This window comes from Alteromonas sp. ALT199, from assembly GCF_018619335.1.
In the GTDB taxonomy this organism is placed as follows: domain Bacteria; phylum Pseudomonadota; class Gammaproteobacteria; order Enterobacterales; family Alteromonadaceae; genus Alteromonas.
The window spans coordinates 32,747-49,563 of sequence record NZ_JAHHDX010000144.1 but is presented as its reverse complement, the minus strand read 5'-3'; the positions used below and the strand labels follow the sequence as shown (position 1 = coordinate 49,563).

21 protein-coding genes are annotated in these 16,817 nt (G+C 43.8%); all 21 read left to right on the top strand.

The features are described 5' to 3' along the window. The first annotated feature begins 268 nt into the window (after window positions 1–268). The 21 genes from KL866_RS15605 (at window position 269) to KL866_RS15505 (ending at window position 16,288) form a co-directional block, all read left to right on the top strand. Window positions 269–1,954 carry a S8 family serine peptidase gene (locus KL866_RS15605; protein ID WP_025257622.1) on the top strand — a complete coding sequence of 562 codons (1,686 nt, stop codon included), beginning with the start codon at window positions 269–271 and terminating at the stop codon, window positions 1,952–1,954. A gap of 325 nt (window positions 1,955–2,279) precedes the next feature. Next, window positions 2,280–3,674, top strand: a complete 1,395-nt coding sequence (locus tag KL866_RS15600; protein ID WP_214995878.1) for a DUF4397 domain-containing protein — start codon at window positions 2,280–2,282, stop codon at window positions 3,672–3,674. A 131-nt stretch (window positions 3,675–3,805) separates the two neighbouring features. Continuing rightward, window positions 3,806–5,914, top strand: coding sequence for a hybrid sensor histidine kinase/response regulator (locus tag KL866_RS15595; RefSeq protein ID WP_214995876.1), 2,109 nt, complete (start codon window positions 3,806–3,808; stop codon window positions 5,912–5,914). A 220-nt stretch (window positions 5,915–6,134) separates the two neighbouring features. Then, window positions 6,135–6,503: a 50S ribosomal protein L14 gene (rplN, locus tag KL866_RS15590; RefSeq protein ID WP_012519228.1), complete on the top strand. Its 369-nt coding sequence runs from the start codon at window positions 6,135–6,137 to the stop codon at window positions 6,501–6,503. 12 nt (window positions 6,504–6,515) lie between these two features. Next, window positions 6,516–6,830 carry a 50S ribosomal protein L24 gene (gene rplX / locus KL866_RS15585; protein WP_012519227.1) on the top strand — a complete coding sequence of 105 codons (315 nt, stop codon included), beginning with the start codon at window positions 6,516–6,518 and terminating at the stop codon, window positions 6,828–6,830. 17 nt (window positions 6,831–6,847) lie between these two features. Further along, window positions 6,848–7,387 carry a 50S ribosomal protein L5 gene (rplE, locus tag KL866_RS15580; RefSeq protein ID WP_025257625.1) on the top strand — a complete coding sequence of 180 codons (540 nt, stop codon included), beginning with the start codon at window positions 6,848–6,850 and terminating at the stop codon, window positions 7,385–7,387. A 12-nt stretch (window positions 7,388–7,399) separates the two neighbouring features. Continuing rightward, window positions 7,400–7,705: a 30S ribosomal protein S14 gene (gene rpsN / locus KL866_RS15575; protein WP_012519225.1), complete on the top strand. Its 306-nt coding sequence runs from the start codon at window positions 7,400–7,402 to the stop codon at window positions 7,703–7,705. Window positions 7,706–7,718: 13 nt separating this feature from the next. Next, a complete protein-coding gene (gene rpsH, locus KL866_RS15570) occupies window positions 7,719–8,111 on the top strand; it encodes a 30S ribosomal protein S8 (RefSeq protein WP_012519224.1) in 393 nt (130 codons plus the stop codon). Window positions 8,112–8,124: 13 nt separating this feature from the next. Then, the gene (gene rplF, locus KL866_RS15565) at window positions 8,125–8,658 is read left to right on the top strand and encodes a 50S ribosomal protein L6 (RefSeq protein ID WP_025257626.1); all 534 of its coding nucleotides are present in this window, start codon (window positions 8,125–8,127) and stop codon (window positions 8,656–8,658) included. Between the two features lie 12 nt (window positions 8,659–8,670). Continuing rightward, window positions 8,671–9,024, top strand: a complete 354-nt coding sequence (gene rplR, locus KL866_RS15560; protein ID WP_014950908.1) for a 50S ribosomal protein L18 — start codon at window positions 8,671–8,673, stop codon at window positions 9,022–9,024. A 9-nt stretch (window positions 9,025–9,033) separates the two neighbouring features. After that, window positions 9,034–9,534 carry a 30S ribosomal protein S5 gene (gene rpsE / locus KL866_RS15555; protein WP_025257627.1) on the top strand — a complete coding sequence of 167 codons (501 nt, stop codon included), beginning with the start codon at window positions 9,034–9,036 and terminating at the stop codon, window positions 9,532–9,534. 6 nt (window positions 9,535–9,540) lie between these two features. Then, entirely contained in the window at window positions 9,541–9,720 is a 180-nt protein-coding gene (gene rpmD, locus KL866_RS15550; protein ID WP_012519220.1) for a 50S ribosomal protein L30, read from the top strand. Between the two features lie 3 nt (window positions 9,721–9,723). After that, a complete protein-coding gene (rplO, locus tag KL866_RS15545) occupies window positions 9,724–10,158 on the top strand; it encodes a 50S ribosomal protein L15 (protein ID WP_025257628.1) in 435 nt (144 codons plus the stop codon). 5 nt (window positions 10,159–10,163) lie between these two features. After that, on the top strand, window positions 10,164–11,483 hold the full coding sequence (gene secY / locus KL866_RS15540) for a preprotein translocase subunit SecY (RefSeq protein WP_025257629.1): 1,320 nt from the start codon (window positions 10,164–10,166) through the stop codon (window positions 11,481–11,483). A gap of 38 nt (window positions 11,484–11,521) precedes the next feature. After that, window positions 11,522–11,638 (top strand): 50S ribosomal protein L36, encoded by a 117-nt coding sequence (gene rpmJ, locus KL866_RS15535; RefSeq protein WP_012519217.1) that lies wholly within the window; start codon window positions 11,522–11,524, stop codon window positions 11,636–11,638. Window positions 11,639–11,813: 175 nt separating this feature from the next. Continuing rightward, entirely contained in the window at window positions 11,814–12,170 is a 357-nt protein-coding gene (gene rpsM, locus KL866_RS15530; RefSeq protein ID WP_012519216.1) for a 30S ribosomal protein S13, read from the top strand. Between the two features lie 14 nt (window positions 12,171–12,184). Further along, complete coding sequence (gene rpsK, locus KL866_RS15525) at window positions 12,185–12,577, top strand: 30S ribosomal protein S11 (protein ID WP_012519215.1); 393 nt, start codon at window positions 12,185–12,187, stop codon at window positions 12,575–12,577. A 24-nt stretch (window positions 12,578–12,601) separates the two neighbouring features. Beyond that, complete coding sequence (gene rpsD, locus KL866_RS15520) at window positions 12,602–13,222, top strand: 30S ribosomal protein S4 (protein ID WP_012519214.1); 621 nt, start codon at window positions 12,602–12,604, stop codon at window positions 13,220–13,222. A 19-nt stretch (window positions 13,223–13,241) separates the two neighbouring features. After that, window positions 13,242–14,231 (top strand): DNA-directed RNA polymerase subunit alpha, encoded by a 990-nt coding sequence (locus tag KL866_RS15515; protein ID WP_025257630.1) that lies wholly within the window; start codon window positions 13,242–13,244, stop codon window positions 14,229–14,231. Window positions 14,232–14,272: 41 nt separating this feature from the next. Continuing rightward, entirely contained in the window at window positions 14,273–14,674 is a 402-nt protein-coding gene (rplQ, locus tag KL866_RS15510; protein ID WP_012519212.1) for a 50S ribosomal protein L17, read from the top strand. A gap of 264 nt (window positions 14,675–14,938) precedes the next feature. Then, entirely contained in the window at window positions 14,939–16,288 is a 1,350-nt protein-coding gene (locus KL866_RS15505; protein ID WP_214995874.1) for a flagellin, read from the top strand. The last annotated feature ends 529 nt before the right edge of the window (window positions 16,289–16,817 follow it).

Sequence of the window (16,817 nt, the reverse complement as noted above, 5' to 3'; positions counted from 1 at the left end):
TATAAAAAATGCTCACCAAGACTGAGGCAGTATACACAACATCTAGATCAGCCGCCTAGTATGAGCTCAGTAGGTTGCGTAAGAATTCGCTATCTACAAACCTGACAAATAGGTAGGTCGTTGCTACGCAGTTGCGTAGGTTGTCATGGATGAGCATTTCGTATGAGGTAATGGTTATACCTGTATGTCATTCAATAACAAATAGCTTCTAAAACACGGACTAAAACAGTGTTGAAGTTAATAAGACAGATAAAACAGGAAATAAATTTTGAACTCAAAATTAAATAAGAAACACACATGTCTAACAGCGGCGGCTTTAGCTGTATCTTTTGGCTTAATGGGTAACTCTGCAATGGCTGCAGACGAAGGCCTAGTGAAAGTGAAAGAAAAGCCTCAAACCTTGAAACAAGCACTGGGTAAGCGTCTTACGGTCGACCGCCTGGTGAATACCGAACAACAACGCTATATCATCAAGTTTAAAGATGAAATGATAAGCGAAACAGTAGAGTTCGCCGCTTCAAGCGATGAACTTCATAGTAGTAAAGCTAAATCAAAACCAAAATCTAAGCTGAAAACCAAAAAGCCTTTCAGCATTGCCTCTGCCAAATCAGAAGTTAGTAAAGCGGGTGGTTCAATTAAGAAAGAGCTTAAAAAGCACAAGATGGTTGCAGCGACTATGAGTAAGTCTGCACTTAATAAACTTCGTAACAACCCTAATGTTGAAAGTATAGAAGTGGATGTACGTCGCAAGCCTATGGCACAAACTACGCCTTACGGCTACACCATGGTACAGGCGAATCAGTTTGGTCAGTCAGATACTACAGCTCGCAAGGTATGTATTATCGATACGGGATACAACCTGGGTCATCCTGATCTTCCGGGAACTAATGACGGGGTAACAGGGCAAGCGAATAATAGCGCTGTAGGTAACTGGTACAACGATGGTAATGGGCATGGAACTCACGTAGCTGGTACCATTGCCGCTTACGACAATAACGAAGGTGTTGTTGGTGTGTATCCAGGCGTTGACATGCATATCGTTAAAATCTTTAACGATAGTGGTCAGTGGACCTATGCTTCTGACCTTATAGATGCGATCACCCAGTGTCAGGATGCGGGCTCGAACGTAGTTAATATGAGCTTAGGTGGTGGAAGTTCATCCACAACTGAACGTAACGCTATGCAAAGTTTCACTGATGCAGGTATGTTGTTGGTAGCTGCTGCGGGTAACGATGGTAACAGTGCGAAGTCTTATCCTGCTTCTTACGATGCAGTAATGTCAGTTGCAGCGGTAGACTCAAACGAAAACCGTGCAAGCTATAGCCAATATAACGACCAAGTAGAAATTGCAGCGCCAGGAAGTGCGGTGCAGTCCACATACCCAACTAACACCTATGCCTCTTTAAGCGGTACATCAATGGCAACGCCTCATGTTGCTGGTGGTGCGGCATTAGTATGGAGCTACTTTCCACAATGCTCTAACAATCAAATTCGCAATGCCCTAAATGCAACCGCTGAGGATAAGGGGAGTACAGGTCGCGACAACCTTTATGGGTACGGCTTAATGCAGCTAGCCGATGCGTATAACTACCTGAATACCAATGGTTGTGCAGGCGGTGGTACAGGTGGGGGCGGTTCAGAGCCGGGTGTAGAGCCAGTTTCAGGTCAACTAACAGGACTTTCTGGAACGCGAAACAATTGGGATCGCTATACTTGGACTATTCCAGAAGGCGTTACTCAAATGACCATTCGTACTTCAGGCGGAACAGGTGATGCTGACCTTTACGTGAAATTTGGTTCCCAACCAGAAACGAATAGCTTCGATTGCCGACCTTATCAAAACGGCAATAATGAAGTTTGTACGTTCGATGCCCCGGCCTCAGGTACGTGGCACATTGGTCTTCGCGCATACTCTACGTATAGTGGCGTAACACTGACTTACTCTTACGAGTAACAATACCTGTCTCCTTAAGACAAACTTTAAGCCTGCTTTTGCAGGCTTTTTTCTTGTCACCAAAAAATCTGACAGCCTTTCCTTTTTTACCCGTTTTTTCTTAAGGCCCAGCCCAGTATGTAGCTTTATTTATAGGGCCATTACGACAAGAAAATATAAAGGAAAGTCAGTTTTGCAAAGATAGCGTAAAGCATCGAACTAACTACTTCTCAGATAGCCATATCGCTGTATTGTGCGTGCCCAGAAAAGCACTCCCAACGTGTGCCTATTCGCTTAAACGCAGGCGTTTACCAATAAAAGAACAATTTCTAAGGACATTCAATTTATGCAATTGACCTATCGATCTTTGCTTAGTGGAACTTGGTTCCGTGCAGTAGCTATGGGGCTTGTAGCAACGCTTGGGCTTACCGCGTGTGGTGGCTCTGACAGCAGCAATTCCGATTATTCCTACGCTTACATTCAGTTTTATAATGCTTCGCCTAACGGTGCCAACGTAGAAATGCGAGAAGTAGACGGTGATAGCTTTGGCTCGGCACAGTTTGGTGACACAACTTCAATGTATTCAATGGACGATGGCGAATTAGAGCTAGAGTTCATACGAACAGATTCTGATGATCAGGAAGTATATATCGATGAGATAACCGTAGATTTGAGAGATGGTTACAAAACGATAGTAGTGATGAGTGGTGATTTTAGCAATCCTACTTTCACAACCTACTCTTATGAACGTGAAACAATGGAAGATCACTTCAGATTATTTGCGTTATCTGTTGCTGTAGACGAATCTTCTTACGACTTTTACATGAGCGAATCGGGCGACCCGTTTGAAGCGGCTAACTTTTTAGGCACAGTCACAATAGGCGATTTAGCCGAGCTAAACTATTGGGATGCAGATGACGACAGCGACTATTTCGATGAAGGTGAGTACACAATTTATCTTACTGAGCCGGGAAGCGATGATGTCGTATTCGAATCGCAAACCCTCGACTTTGTTTATGAAACAGAATACGTAATGAGCCTTCGCGATGTAAGCGGGGCAATTCAAGACGGGCTGGTGGTTGATACTATTCTTAACTCGTCTACCGTTACAGCATTAACCGACGTTGAAGCTGACTCTCAATATCGTATTTACAACTCAACCAATCTAGATACCGAGCTTAACGTGACCTTTGGCGGTAATACTGATGAAGAAGACGTTAGCTTTTCTCTTGCAGGGGGGGAATTGTCAGACTTTAATGCAATTCGATATGGTGATTACCGTGTGACGGTAACAGACCCTACAGGCACAGTGAGCACCCTAAGTAATAAATTGATCACGCTTAACCAAGGCGAAAGTAAAGCTATTTTGATTTACAATACCGGCAACACGCTAGGCGCCGCGACCTTCATAGAAAGTGGATTACCGCAGGCCTACGACAAAACCGTGAACTTTATCAATCTAGTTAGCGACTTTGATGATGTAGATTTTTACCTAGTGAGAAACGACGAAACCATCGATACCGCTGAATACGATGTTCAAAACCTTGAATTTGCTGAAAGCACAAGTGAAGTACTTCCGTCTGACTACTACGAAGTTATTGCTGTATATGAAGATGAGAATGAAGAACAAGTATTATTAGATAGAACTGCATTATTTGGCTTTACCGAAGAAGAAAACTACATTGTTACCGTCGAGCCGGCAGATACTGCTACAGGATATGAAATTAACGTGCTTTATTAATATCTTAGTCTATTTATTAGACTAATTGATGAGATCGAAAACTTTCATCAATTCGAATTTCTCGTAAATTTAAAAGGTCAATGTTTATACATTGGCCTTTTTTGTTGCGGTCTAGGAGGGCCCTAATCCTCATGAGTATTATTAAAGAACTGCAGACCATTTCTAATGATAAGTCATTATCACTAGATAATAAGCTTGAGAGCTTGTTGCGTATTGGCACTGATATCCTTGACTTGGAAACAGGTATTATAAGTAATATCCGGGGTGAGTTATATAGCGTACTAAGCGTTGTAACTCCTAAGGATGATATAGAGCCAAATAGACTATTTAATTTGTCAGAAACCTATTGCGCTGACGTAGTAGAGTTGAATTCCCTTATTGCTTATCACAACATCAATGAAATCCCAGGTGCGTCACACCCTTGCTTCGAAAAATATTCGCTTAAAAGTTACTTAGCTGCCCCTATCTACGTAGGTGGAGAGTTGTTTGGAACGGTTAATTTTTCTTCTCTTTCTCCCAAGCATGCTTCCTTCACAAGTTTAGAATTAGACTATTTGCTGCTTCTCGCTTCTTGGGTAGGCAATGAACTTGAGCGGCAGCAGGCCATTAATAATTTAAACGCACAAAAATCGGTGCTAGCAGAACGAAACTTGCTGCTTAATCAGGTGATAAATTTGGCTGGGGTAGGTACATGGGAATTTCATCTTGAGACGAGGGTCTTCACTTGGTCTGACGCATTAAAGCGTATGCTCCATTTGCATAGTGACAAAATACTTAAAGCTGAAGACATCACCAAGTTTATTGTTGATGAAAAAGAGCGTGAGAGGTACGTAAAGCGTTTTAAGAAAATGCTAAAAACTGGCGATGACTTTTCGTACGAACTCAAGGTGCGTACCGATGCAGGTGAAACTCGTTGGATAGAGAGTCGTGCTCACCCTGTAATGGAAAATGGACGCTGTATTAAAGTGATAGGCGCAACGATTGACATCACTCAAATACACATCGATAGAGCTGAGTTAAAACAAAAGTCCGAAATGGCACGAAAAGAGATGGCAACGCGCGGTGATTTTTTGTCTAACATAAGCTACCAGATTAGAACGCCTTTGCACGATGTCCAAGGAATGTTAGAGGTTCTAATAGGCTCACGCCTGAATTCAAAACAATTGGAGTTCGCAACTATTGCAATGAAAGGAGCCGACTCACTGCTTGGTATCGTAAATAATATATTAGATTTTTCAAAGATTGACTCTGAGAGTATGTCGTACAAAGAGGAACCAACTAACATAGCCCAAATTATTGAAGAACAAACCCCTATGTTTGCTCAATTAGCGCAAGAAAAGGGGATAGCGTTATCGGTGAATACAAGCGGAGTCAGAGGAAAGAGTTTCGTTGCTGATAAATTACGAATAGGGCAGGTTTTTATCAACCTCGTCAACAACGCATTTAAATTTACTAAAGAAGGGACCGTTAGTGTAGAGACTAAATGCACCGTTTACGGTAAAGGACGTTACAGGGTTAAGTTAATAGTTACAGACTCAGGTATTGGAATTAGTAAACAGCAGCAAGAACTTATATTTTCGCCCTTTAAACAGGGTGAAAACTATACCGAACGAGAATCTAGCGGCGTGGGTGTTGGGCTTGCTTTGGTGAAAAAAGTGGCTGAATACTATAACGGCAAAGTTGAAGTGTCGAGTGAACTCGGTGTTGGCGCGCGCTTCACTGTCACACTAACACTAAATGATGCAAACGCTTTGGCAATATCGGAAACAGCGAGCGGATGTAACTTTGACTATACGCCAAGTAGAGAGGAATTAAGTTCATTCAAAGTGCTTATTGTAGAAGATAACGAAATTAATCAGCTTGTAATCAAAGAACAGTTAAGAGAAATAGGCTTAGCGAGTGACTTAGCCGTCAATGGGCAAGAGGCCGTAGATAAAGTGAAGCGTTCAATTGCAGAAAAATCGCCTTATTCAATAATTCTCATGGACTGCCATATGCCGATAATGGACGGGGTAGAAGCAACAAAGCAAATTAAACTCTTAGACCACCAAACCAATGAACTCCCTATCATTGGGTTAACAGCGAATACATTAAGAGATGATAAGCAAAAATGCTTGAAATCTGGCATGGATGACTTCATATCTAAACCTGTTGGTGTAAGCCGTTTAAAAGAATGTGTTTTTAGACATTTAGGTAAGCAATTCGAAAGCAATGTTTCAGCGCTAAAAAATCCTGCTTGATAACCTGTGACGTGGTTATCAGCCCCGGCTTTTAGTCGGGGCTTTTTAATTGCCCACATAGTTTAAAAATAATTCAATTTACCGCTATCGCTTCCCAAAATTTTCTGTTATTATTTCGCGCCCTTTTTATGGGGGTATGTACATAAAAGCAACGATATCCAGTTGCTTTTAGCAGCACTAACGACTCGGGAGAGTCTTAATTTAAGAGCGGAGCACTAACATGATCCAAATGCAAACTAACCTGGACGTTGCAGACAACAGCGGCGCTCGCAGGGTTCAGTGTATTAAGGTTCTTGGTGGCTCGCATCGCCGTTATGCAGGTATCGGTGACATCATCAAAGTTACTGTTAAGGAAGCAATTCCTCGCGGTAAAGTTAAAAAAGGTGACGTACTGAATGCAGTGGTGGTGCGTACTAGAAAAGGCGTTCGTCGTGCAGATGGTTCTACCATTCGTTTTGACGGTAACGCGGCTGTTATGCTTAATGCTAACAAGCAACCAATTGGTACGCGTATCTTTGGCCCGGTTACCCGTGAGTTGAGAAGTGAAAACTTCATGAAAATCATCTCATTGGCCCCAGAGGTACTATAAGGAGTCACGATAATGGCTAATAAAATTCGTCGTGATGATGAAGTAGTCGTATTAGCGGGTAAAGACAAAGGTAAGCAAGGCAAAGTCCTTCGCGTACTTATTGCTGATAACCGTGTAATTGTAGAAGGCGTTAATCTCGTCAAGAAGCACACTAAGCCAAACCCACAACTGGGCGTAGCTGGTGGCATTGTTGAGAAAGAAGCTTCTATTCACGTTTCTAATGTTGCGATTGTTAACCCGGCAACGGGCAAAGCAGATCGCGTTGGTTTCCGTTTTGAAGATGAGAAGAAAGTACGTTTCTTCAAGTCTAACGGCGAACTTGTTTAATTATATTGGAGAGTACGATGGCGAAACTGCATGATTTCTATAAAGAAACAGTAGTAGCTGAACTTGCTAAGCAGTTCGGATACAAAAGCGTCATGCAAGTCCCTCGGATTGAAAAAATCACTCTAAACATGGGTTTAGGTGAAGCAGTTGCTGACAAAAAGGTACTTGAGAATGCTCAAGCTGACATGACGGCTATCGCCGGTCAGAAGCCTGTTGTTACAGTTGCTAGAAAATCAGTAGCGGGTTTTAAAATCCGTGAAGGTTATCCGATTGGCTGTAAAGTAACCCTACGCGGCGAGCGTATGTGGGAATTCCTTGAGCGTTTGATTTCAATCGCTATTCCACGTGTTCGCGATTTCCGTGGTTTGAATCCTAAATCATTCGACGGACGTGGTAACTACAGCATGGGCGTGCGTGAGCAAATCATTTTCCCTGAAATCGATTTCGATAAAGTGGATAAAATTCGCGGTATGGATATTACTATCACTACCAGTGCGAATACAAATGACGAAGCACGTGCTCTGCTGGACGCGTTTAACTTCCCATTCAAAAAGTAGGGGTGTAGGGTTATGGCAAAAGAATCAATGAAGGCACGCGAAGCTAAGCGTACTAAGCTAGTAGCTAAGTATGCTGAGAAGCGCGCCGCACTTAAAGCGATTATCAGCGATGTTAACGTTTCTGAAGAAGAGCGTTGGGACGCTGTTCTGAAGCTACAACAACTGCCACGTGACTCTAGTTCTTCACGTCAACGTAACCGTTGCCGTGTAACTGGTCGTCCACATGGTTACCTACGCAAATTCGGTCTTAGCCGTATTAAGCTTCGCGAAGCAGCGATGCGCGGTGAAGTCCCTGGCCTTAAGAAAGCCAGCTGGTAAGGAGTAGCTGATAATGAGCATGCAAGATCCTATCGCGGATATGTTTACCCGCATCCGTAACGGCCAGATGGCACAGAAAGTTTCTGTGACTATGCCTTCTTCTAAACTTCGCGTTGCAATTTGCGAAGTATTAAAAGCTGAAGGTTATATCACTGACTTCGCTGCTTCTGGTGACGTTAAGCCTGTTTTAGAAGTTACGCTTAAGTACTTCGAAGGCAAGCAAGTAATTGACACTATCGAACGAGTAAGCCGTCCTGGTCTGCGCATCTATAAGAAAAAAGATGAGCTTCCAAAGGTCATGGGTGGTTTAGGCGTTGCTATCGTGTCGACTTCTAAAGGTGTGATGACTGACCGTGCAGCGCGTAACGCTGGCATGGGCGGTGAGATCATCGGTTATGTAGCATAACGGAGGAGTTGATATGTCACGTATAGCAAAAGCCCCAGTAGATGTTGTATCAGGTGTAGAAGTTTCTATCTCTGGTCAAGAAGTTACTGTAAAAGGTAGTAAAGGCACTTTGACCCGCGTTTTTAACGACGCTGTAGAAGTTGCACAGGAAGAGAACCAACTTAAAGCACTTCCACGTGAAGGTTTCGCTGATAGTTGGGCACAGGCTGGTACTGTTCGCTCTATCCTTAACGCAATGGTTCAAGGTGTTTCACAAGGTTTTGAGAAAAAACTTACATTGTTAGGTGTTGGTTACCGTGCACAAGCACAAGGTAACAAACTAAACCTTACACTAGGTTTCTCTCACCCTGTAGCATACGAAATGCCTGAAGGCATTACGGTTGAAACTCCTAGCCAAACTGAAATCGTCGTTAAAGGCGCCGATAAGCAGGTGGTTGGTCAGGTTGCGGCGAACATTCGTGCATACCGTCCACCAGAGCCTTACAAAGGCAAAGGTGTACGTTACGCTGACGAACACGTACGTCGTAAAGAAGCTAAGAAAAAGTAGGTGGGTGATACGATGGATAAGAAAACAGCTCGCATTCGTCGCGCTACTCGCGCACGAGCAAAAATTCGTGAACTGGCCGCGCATCGCTTGGTAGTTAACCGTACACCTCGCCACATCTACGCTCAGTTAATCGCTCCATGCGGTTCTGAAGTGTTGGCAGCGGCTTCAACTGTTGAGAAAGATCTTGCAAAAGATCTTAAGTCTACAGGTAACGCTGAAGCAGCGACGGTAGTCGGTAAAGCAATCGCAGAGCGCGCGCTTGAGAAAGGCATTAAAACAGTGGCTTTCGATCGTAGTGGTTTCCAATACCACGGTCGCGTTAAAGCATTAGCTGATGCAGCTCGCGAAGCTGGTCTTCAGTTCTAGGAGTTTATAATGGCTAAACAAGACGTTCAAAATGGTGAATTTCTAGAGAAATTGATCGCTGTAAACCGCGTTTCTAAAGTGGTTAAAGGTGGTCGTATCTTTAGTTTCACTGCATTGACAGTAGTGGGTGACGGTAACGGTCGCGTTGGTTTTGGTTACGGTAAGGCACGTGAAGTACCTGCTGCAATCCAAAAAGCAATGGAAAAGGCTCGTCGCAACATGGTTGACGTAGACCTTAACGGTCACACGTTACAGCACCCGATTAAAGGTCGTCACTCTGGCTCTAAAGTTTACATGCAGCCAGCATCTGAAGGTACCGGTATTATTGCCGGTGGTGCGATGCGTGCAGTACTTGAAGTAGCTGGTGTACAAAACGTACTTTCAAAATGTTACGGCTCTACAAACCCAATCAACGTTGTACGTGCAACAATCAACGCGCTAACAGAAATGAATAGCCCGGCGAAAGTTGCTGCGAAGCGTGGATTGTCTGTAGATGAAATTTTGGGGTAATCAGACATGGCAACGATTAAAGTAAAGCAAACTAAAAGTGCAATTGGCCGTCTGCCAAAGCACAAAGCTACGCTTAAAGGTTTAGGCCTTCGTAAAATCAACCATGTTCGTGAACTGGAAGATACCCCAGCCGTTCGTGGCATGATCAACCGTGTACATTACATGGTTGAGATAGTGGAGGAGTAAGACATGCGTTTAAATACAATTTCTCCAGCCGAAGGTTCAAAGCCTACTGGTAAGCGTTCTGGTCGTGGTATCGGCTCAGGTCTTGGTAAAACAGGTGGCGTAGGTCACAAAGGTCAAAAAAGCCGTTCAGGTGGCCGTGTTAAGCCAGGATTTGAAGGTGGTCAGATGCCATTACAGCGTCGCCTTCCTAAGTTCGGTTTCACTTCACGCAAGAGCTTTGTTACTGATCAAGTAACTCTTGCTGAAATCGCGAAGGTTGATGGTGATACAGCGTCTCTTGAGACTTTGAAAGCAGCTGGACTTGTTAAGAAAGAAATCCAGTTCGTTAAAGTAGTTAAGAGCGGTGAAGTGTCACGCGCTGTTACAGTAAGCGGGTTGAAGGTTACTAAAGGCGCTAAAGAAGCGATTGAAGCTGCTGGCGGTAAAGTAGAGGAATAAGCTAGATGGCTAAACCAGGATTGGATTCAGGCGCTAAAAGCGGCTTGAGTGAGCTTAAGGCAAGATTGTTGTTCGTACTTGGTGCGATTGTTGTATTCAGACTAGGTTCTTATGTTCCTATCCCTGGCATCGATCCAGCTGTACTTGCTGACTTGTTCGAGCAACAAAAAGGCACCATTGTAGAAATGTTTAACATGTTCTCTGGTGGTGCGCTTGAGCGTGCATCCGTTCTGGCTTTGGGCATTATGCCATACATTACTGCATCCATTATCATGCAGTTGCTCTCGGTGGTTCATCCGCCGATGGTGGAGCTTAAAAAAGAAGGCGAAGCAGGCCGTCGTAAAATTAGTCAGTACACGCGTTATCTAACGCTTGTATTGGCTATCTTCCAATCAATTGGAATTTCGACTGGTTTGCCTAACCTGATTAATGGATTGGTGATAAACCCTGGCTTCGGATTCTACTTTACGGCAGTGGTGAGTCTAGTCACAGGAACTATGTTCCTTATGTGGTTAGGTGAGCAAATTACCGAACGAGGTATTGGTAACGGTATCTCTATATTGATTTTTGCTGGTATTGTTGCCGGTCTACCTACAGCGTTAGGTCAGACTGCGGAACAAGCAAGGCAGGGCGACATTAACATGTTGTTCCTACTGTTGATTGGCGTGATTGTAATCGCTCTTACATACCTAGTTGTATTTGTAGAGCGCGGACAGCGCAGAATTGTGGTAAACTATGCGAAACGTCAGCAAGGCCGTCAGGTTTTTGCTGCGCAAAGCACCCATTTACCGCTTAAAGTCAACATTGCTGGTGTAATTCCACCAATCTTTGCTTCTAGCATTATTCTGTTCCCGGGTACTATCGCAGGATGGTTCGGACAGAATGAATCAACAGCGTGGTTGCAAGATGTAGCGCTTATGCTATCTCCTGGTCAACCGCTGTACGTGATGTTATACGCAGCTGCGATTATCTTCTTCTGCTTCTTCTACACGGCGTTGGTATTCAACCCGCGTGATACAGCAGATAACTTGAAGAAGTCTGGCGCGTTCATCCCAGGCATCCGCCCGGGTGAGCAAACGTCACGATACATTGACAAGGTAATGACTCGCCTTACACTGGCTGGCGCACTGTACATAACCTTTATTTGTTTAGTGCCTGAATTCATGCTAATTGCTTGGAATGTTCCGTTCTACTTCGGTGGTACGTCGCTTCTAATTATTGTAGTAGTTATCATGGACTTTATGGCACAAGTTCAGACGCATTTGATGTCTAGTCAATATGAGTCTGTGCTGAAGAAAGCTAACCTTAAAGGCTACGGCCGATAAGTTAGCCCCTTAATATTGATAGAAAGGGGAAAGATGTAATGAAAGTTCGTGCATCAGTAAAAAAGATTTGCCGTAACTGTAAAGTTATCAAGCGCAACGGTGTTGTGCGTGTAATTTGCAGTTCTGACCCAAAGCATAAGCAGCGTCAGGGCTAATCAAAGCGGAACAGAATATTTACAAGACTAAGTGAGCAGAACCTGAATTATACTTGTCAGGTTCTGCTAGTTTTGTTTAAAAGTATTTTGAACCTAAATTTGCAATTTAGTCGACGGATAAGTATCCTATCGGGCTTTTTAGGTCGTCGACAAATAAACAAGAGGAGTGCTGTTAATGGCCCGTATCGCTGGCATTAACATTCCTGAGCACAAGCATGCTGTAATCGCTATCCAAGCGATCTATGGCGTTGGTCCCACACGTGCGAAAAGCATTTGTGCGGGTGCTGGTGTTGCAGAAAATACAAAAATCAAAGAGCTAGACGAAGCTACTATTGATAAGCTTCGTGACGAAGTGGCTAAATTCACCGTTGAAGGTGATCTACGCCGTGAAGTCTCTATGAGCATCAAACGTTTGATGGACCTGGGTTGCTTCCGTGGTATTCGCCACCGTCGTAGCTTGCCTCTACGTGGTCAGCGCACTAAAACTAATGCGCGTACCCGTAAAGGTCCTCGTAAGCCAATTAAGAAGTAAACGGGGAGTAAGTTATGGCTAAAGCACCAGCTCGTAGCACGCGTAAGCGCGCTAAACGTCAGGTTGCAGACGGAATGGCTCATATCCATGCGTCTTTCAACAACACAATTGTGACTATTACAGACCGTTCAGGCAATGCACTAGCATGGGCGACATCTGGTGGTTCAGGTTTCCGTGGTTCACGTAAATCTACCCCATTTGCTGCACAGGTAGCTGCTGAGCGTGCAGGTGTTGCTGCACAAGAATACGGTCTTAAGAACCTTGAAGTTTTCGTTAAAGGTCCAGGTCCAGGCCGTGAGTCTGCGATCCGTGCTCTTAACGCTACAGGTTATAAGATCACAAACATTACCGATGTGACCCCTATTCCTCACAACGGTTGTCGTCCACCGAAAAAACGTCGCGTTTAATCGACGGACAGTTGGAGAAAGATCATGGCAAGATATTTGGGTCCAAAACTCAAACTTAGCCGTCGCGAAGGAACTGACCTGTTCCTAAAAAGCGGCGTTCGCGCAATCGATTCTAAATGTAAAATCGATACAGCGCCTGGTCAGCACGGTGCCCGTCGTGGCCGTCTGTCTGACTACGGTGTTCAGCTGCGTGAAAAGCAAAAAGTTCGTCGTATGTACGGCGTTCTGGAAAAACAATTCCGCAACTACTATAAAGAAGCTGCACGTCTAAAAGGCAACACAGGTGAAAACTTGCTACAGCTTTTAGAACAGCGTCTTGATAACGTAGTTTACCGTATGGGTTTCGCTAGCACTCGTGCTGAAGCACGTCAGCTAGTTAGCCACAAGGCGATCATGGTAAATGGTCAAGTTGTGAACATCCCATCGTTTAACGTTTCTGCCGAAGACGTGGTTTCTGTTCGTGAAAAGGCTAAAAAGCAAGCGCGTATCGTTGCTGCTTTGGAACTGGCTGACCAACGTGAGAAGCCAACCTGGATTGAAGTAGACAGCAGCAAAATGGAAGGCACTTTCAAGCGCGTTCCTGAAAGAACTGACCTGTCTGCGGAAATTAACGAACAGTTGATCGTCGAACTTTACTCTAAGTAAAGCTAACTAAAGAGGAAGCATTGTGGGTTCTGTGACTGAATTCCTAAAACCGAGATTAGTTGAGATCGAAAACGTTTCTCCTACTCGTGCCAAAGTAACTTTGGAACCACTAGAGCGCGGCTTTGGCCACACTCTAGGTAACGCCCTACGTCGTATTTTACTGTCATCTATGCCAGGATGTGCAGTTACCGAGGTAGAAATTGACGGCGTTCTTCACGAGTACAGCACCAAAGAAGGTGTTCAGGAAGACGTAATTGAGATCTTGCTAAATCTTAAAGGTTTAGCGGTTCGCCTTGAAGGTAAAACTGAGGCAACTCTAACTCTAGTGAAATCTGGCGCTGGCCCTGTTGTTGCTGGTGATATTCAGCATGATGGCGACGTAGAAATTGCAAACCCTGAGCATGTTATTTGTACTTTAACTGGCGAAGCTGAAATCAGCATGCGCGTTAAAGTAGAAATGGGCCGTGGTTATGTACCAGCTTCTACCCGTCGCTCCTCTGAAGAAGATGATCGTCCAATTGGTCGTTTGTTAGTAGACGCTTCATACAGCCCAGTTGAACGTATTGCTTACAGTGTAGAGTCTGCACGTGTTGAACAACGCACAGACCTAGACAAACTAATCATCGACATGGAGACGAACGGCACTTTAGATCCTGAAGAAGCGATCCGCCGTTCTGCTACTATCCTAGCTGAACAGCTAGATGCATTCGTAGACCTACGTGATGTATCTGAGCCAGAAGCGAAAGAAGAGAAGCCAGAATTCGATCCGATTCTGCTTCGCCCTGTAGATGACCTAGAGCTGACAGTACGTTCTGCAAACTGTTTGAAAGCAGAAGCTATCCAGTACATTGGTGACCTGGTACAGCGCACTGAGGTTGAGCTACTTAAAACGCCAAACCTTGGTAAGAAATCGCTAACTGAAATCAAAGATGTTCTAGCATCTCGTGGTCTTTCTCTAGGCATGCGCCTAGAAAACTGGCCGCCAGAGAGCATCGCTGAAAAAGATTAATCAGGTTTTTATCAAACTGATTTGTAGAGAAGGATAAAACTATGCGCCATCGTAAGAGTGGTCGTCAGTTGAATCGCAACAGCAGCCATCGTCAAGCTATGTTTAAAAACATGGCCGGTTCTTTGGTCAAGCACGAAGTGATCAAAACTACGTTACCAAAAGCGAAAGAATTACGTCGCGTAATCGAGCCTCTAATCACTATGGCTAAAGAAGATAGCGTTGCAAACCGCCGTCTAGCTTTTGCCCGCACTGGTGACAAAGAGGTTGTAGGTAAACTATTCAACGAGCTTGGTCCTCGTTACGAAGCTCGCCCAGGCGGTTACACTCGCATTCTTAAATGCGGTTTCCGTGCTGGCGACAATGCCCCAATGGCATATGTTGAGCTAGTTGACCGTCCAGTTGTAGAAGCTGAAGAAGAAGCAGTAGAAGCAACTGAAGAGTAATTAATACTCGATTAGAAAAAGGGCCTGAGTGAAAACTCAGGCCTTTTTTTTGTGCCCGAAGAATATTGGGCTCAGAGTCACAGCCCTGACCCCATTATTCTTTTTACCCTGTATCTGCCCAATCAACTGGATCTGCTTTTCTATATTTCTATTCATCATTTTGGCTTGTTGTTTGCTGTATTTATTTGCAACGCAAATTTTAAACGTCATCCCAATAAAGTATTCGCCATTTATGTACTTCAGTTTTTCATAGCAAGGAAGTTTATGTTAACCGTTTCATCATTTACACAGTCGCTACCATCAAACCCTGTGTTCAGTAAAACACTGTCTATTGCATATGAACGGTTAAGTTCAGGGCTAAGAATAAATAAAGCTGTTGATAATAGTTCTGGTCTGCAAATATCGAATAGGCTGACGTCGGAATCCTTGGCAAAAAACCAGTTACGAAGAAATTTAAACGACGGCTTTAGCTACGCACAAATAGCGGAAGGCGGGCTGCAAGAATCTGCCGATATATTGCAGCGTATGCGGCAATTGGCGATGCAGTCTCAAAACGGCATAAATACTGATGCCGACAGACGCGCATTAGATAAAGAATTTCAGCAATTAAAAAACGCACTCAATGGTATAGCCTACAATACAGAAGCGTTTAACAGATTGCCTTTGCTAGGTGATAACGACTTATTGTCAGATAACGTACCTTCAATAGGTGATACTTTTGTAAAGGGTAATACAGTTCAATTGAGCAGTGGCTTACGTTCTGTAGCCTACATTCCAGCTGGTTCAACAAATATATCTATAGATATTGATAGCTTTTCAGCAGACGACGATCTGCAGGTATTTACAACTAGCGGTAGGCATCTAGTTGGTACCCCACTGTCTGACAATGTGTGGAGTACTAATAACGTAAACTCAACGAGTGACATCAAACGTTTTCTATTCCTACCAGAAGAAGGGTATGCACCAACGGCAAGCTACGATGGTAGTTCTTTAATTACTAGCGGTTCTGGTACGATTAACGGAACAACGTTCACTTTCTCAGGCGACCAACACCCAGGCATCACAACAGAAACCTTAACTATTGATAGTACAAGCGAACCGCTCATTATTTCAGTAGTTGGGCAGGGCGTATTTGATGCTACGGTAGATTGGGATACGTTAGGTGCTCCCGGAAGCGGTGGAAACAGCTTTGAAGCCGGTCCTGTCGATATTACTGCTACTAACTCGCTAGGTGATGGCACAGATTTTATAAACTTAACCAAAACGCCAGTGGGTTTATCTGACCTAGACATGGTTGAAAGCGATGTGCTTTCCTTTGAAAATGCAGAAGTGGCGTTACAGCAAATTTATGATGCATTAGAGTATGTTAGCGAGAGCCGAGCGTTTTATGGCGCAAAGATGAATCAAATGGAGTCGGCTCTTAAACTCAATCATAGAATGCACGAAGGCCTAATGGCAGCCCGCTCTCAAATCCTCGATACAGACTTCGCTGCAGAAACCGCTAAATCTACACAGGCGCAAATCGTGGAACAAGTGAGTATTTCGGTAAGGGCTCAGGCTAAGTCTAGTGATGAACAGGTTTTGGGGTTGTTGAATGGGACTGTTAGCCAGTAGAGCTAGAGTTGAGAAAATTCCGCGCCAAGTTTCCATATTTCGAATACGGTAATTCAGAGACTATTTGCTGCAAGTAATAAAAGGATAACGCATCCGCATCGATTTGAGTGCGGCTCAATATCATGAAAACCTGTCTATTTGTTGGTATTGACTAATTGACAATTTACCGAATAGAGAGACCAGCGTAAAGTGGATGCCGCTATAGTTAATTCTATATAACTAGTTTATATGAAAGATTGCCAAAAGCAGACACTTTGAAATGTTTTCGATGGACGCGGTTTAAAGATGTCATAGTAGCCACCAGTATGTCTGTCGCATTAACGTAAGTGTACGTTTAAATCTTTAAAACGTAATTTGACTCATAAAAGGATTTAAAGTAAGTGTTTCTCTTTGAAAGTTGCGTGTTGAATGGTTTTAACGATAAGTACCCTTATTCAGTTACTACTTAAACAGAGAGATATTACTTTTTAAATAGAGCTGATTGCATTACCGTTCGAAGACGATAGCTTTGCCGCCTACAGTGATTTGT

What these genes read in the sequence shown, in the direction of transcription:
- rplN (WP_012519228.1), top strand. Translation starts at nt 6,135, where the DNA reads ATGATCCAAATGCAAACTAACCTGGACGTTGCAGACAACAGCGGCGCT.
- KL866_RS15595 (WP_214995876.1), top strand. Translation starts at nt 3,806, where the DNA reads ATGAGTATTATTAAAGAACTGCAGACCATTTCTAATGATAAGTCATTA.
- rplO (WP_025257628.1), top strand. Translation starts at nt 9,724, where the DNA reads ATGCGTTTAAATACAATTTCTCCAGCCGAAGGTTCAAAGCCTACTGGT.
- rpsE (WP_025257627.1), top strand. Translation starts at nt 9,034, where the DNA reads ATGGCTAAACAAGACGTTCAAAATGGTGAATTTCTAGAGAAATTGATC.
- rplQ (WP_012519212.1), top strand. Translation starts at nt 14,273, where the DNA reads ATGCGCCATCGTAAGAGTGGTCGTCAGTTGAATCGCAACAGCAGCCAT.
- rplF (WP_025257626.1), top strand. Translation starts at nt 8,125, where the DNA reads ATGTCACGTATAGCAAAAGCCCCAGTAGATGTTGTATCAGGTGTAGAA.
- rplX (WP_012519227.1), top strand. Translation starts at nt 6,516, where the DNA reads ATGGCTAATAAAATTCGTCGTGATGATGAAGTAGTCGTATTAGCGGGT.
- rplR (WP_014950908.1), top strand. Translation starts at nt 8,671, where the DNA reads ATGGATAAGAAAACAGCTCGCATTCGTCGCGCTACTCGCGCACGAGCA.
- rpmJ (WP_012519217.1), top strand. Translation starts at nt 11,522, where the DNA reads ATGAAAGTTCGTGCATCAGTAAAAAAGATTTGCCGTAACTGTAAAGTT.
- rpmD (WP_012519220.1), top strand. Translation starts at nt 9,541, where the DNA reads ATGGCAACGATTAAAGTAAAGCAAACTAAAAGTGCAATTGGCCGTCTG.
- secY (WP_025257629.1), top strand. Translation starts at nt 10,164, where the DNA reads ATGGCTAAACCAGGATTGGATTCAGGCGCTAAAAGCGGCTTGAGTGAG.
- rpsK (WP_012519215.1), top strand. Translation starts at nt 12,185, where the DNA reads ATGGCTAAAGCACCAGCTCGTAGCACGCGTAAGCGCGCTAAACGTCAG.
- rplE (WP_025257625.1), top strand. Translation starts at nt 6,848, where the DNA reads ATGGCGAAACTGCATGATTTCTATAAAGAAACAGTAGTAGCTGAACTT.
- rpsM (WP_012519216.1), top strand. Translation starts at nt 11,814, where the DNA reads ATGGCCCGTATCGCTGGCATTAACATTCCTGAGCACAAGCATGCTGTA.
- rpsH (WP_012519224.1), top strand. Translation starts at nt 7,719, where the DNA reads ATGAGCATGCAAGATCCTATCGCGGATATGTTTACCCGCATCCGTAAC.
- rpsN (WP_012519225.1), top strand. Translation starts at nt 7,400, where the DNA reads ATGGCAAAAGAATCAATGAAGGCACGCGAAGCTAAGCGTACTAAGCTA.
- KL866_RS15600 (WP_214995878.1), top strand. Translation starts at nt 2,280, where the DNA reads ATGCAATTGACCTATCGATCTTTGCTTAGTGGAACTTGGTTCCGTGCA.
- rpsD (WP_012519214.1), top strand. Translation starts at nt 12,602, where the DNA reads ATGGCAAGATATTTGGGTCCAAAACTCAAACTTAGCCGTCGCGAAGGA.
- KL866_RS15505 (WP_214995874.1), top strand. Translation starts at nt 14,939, where the DNA reads ATGTTAACCGTTTCATCATTTACACAGTCGCTACCATCAAACCCTGTG.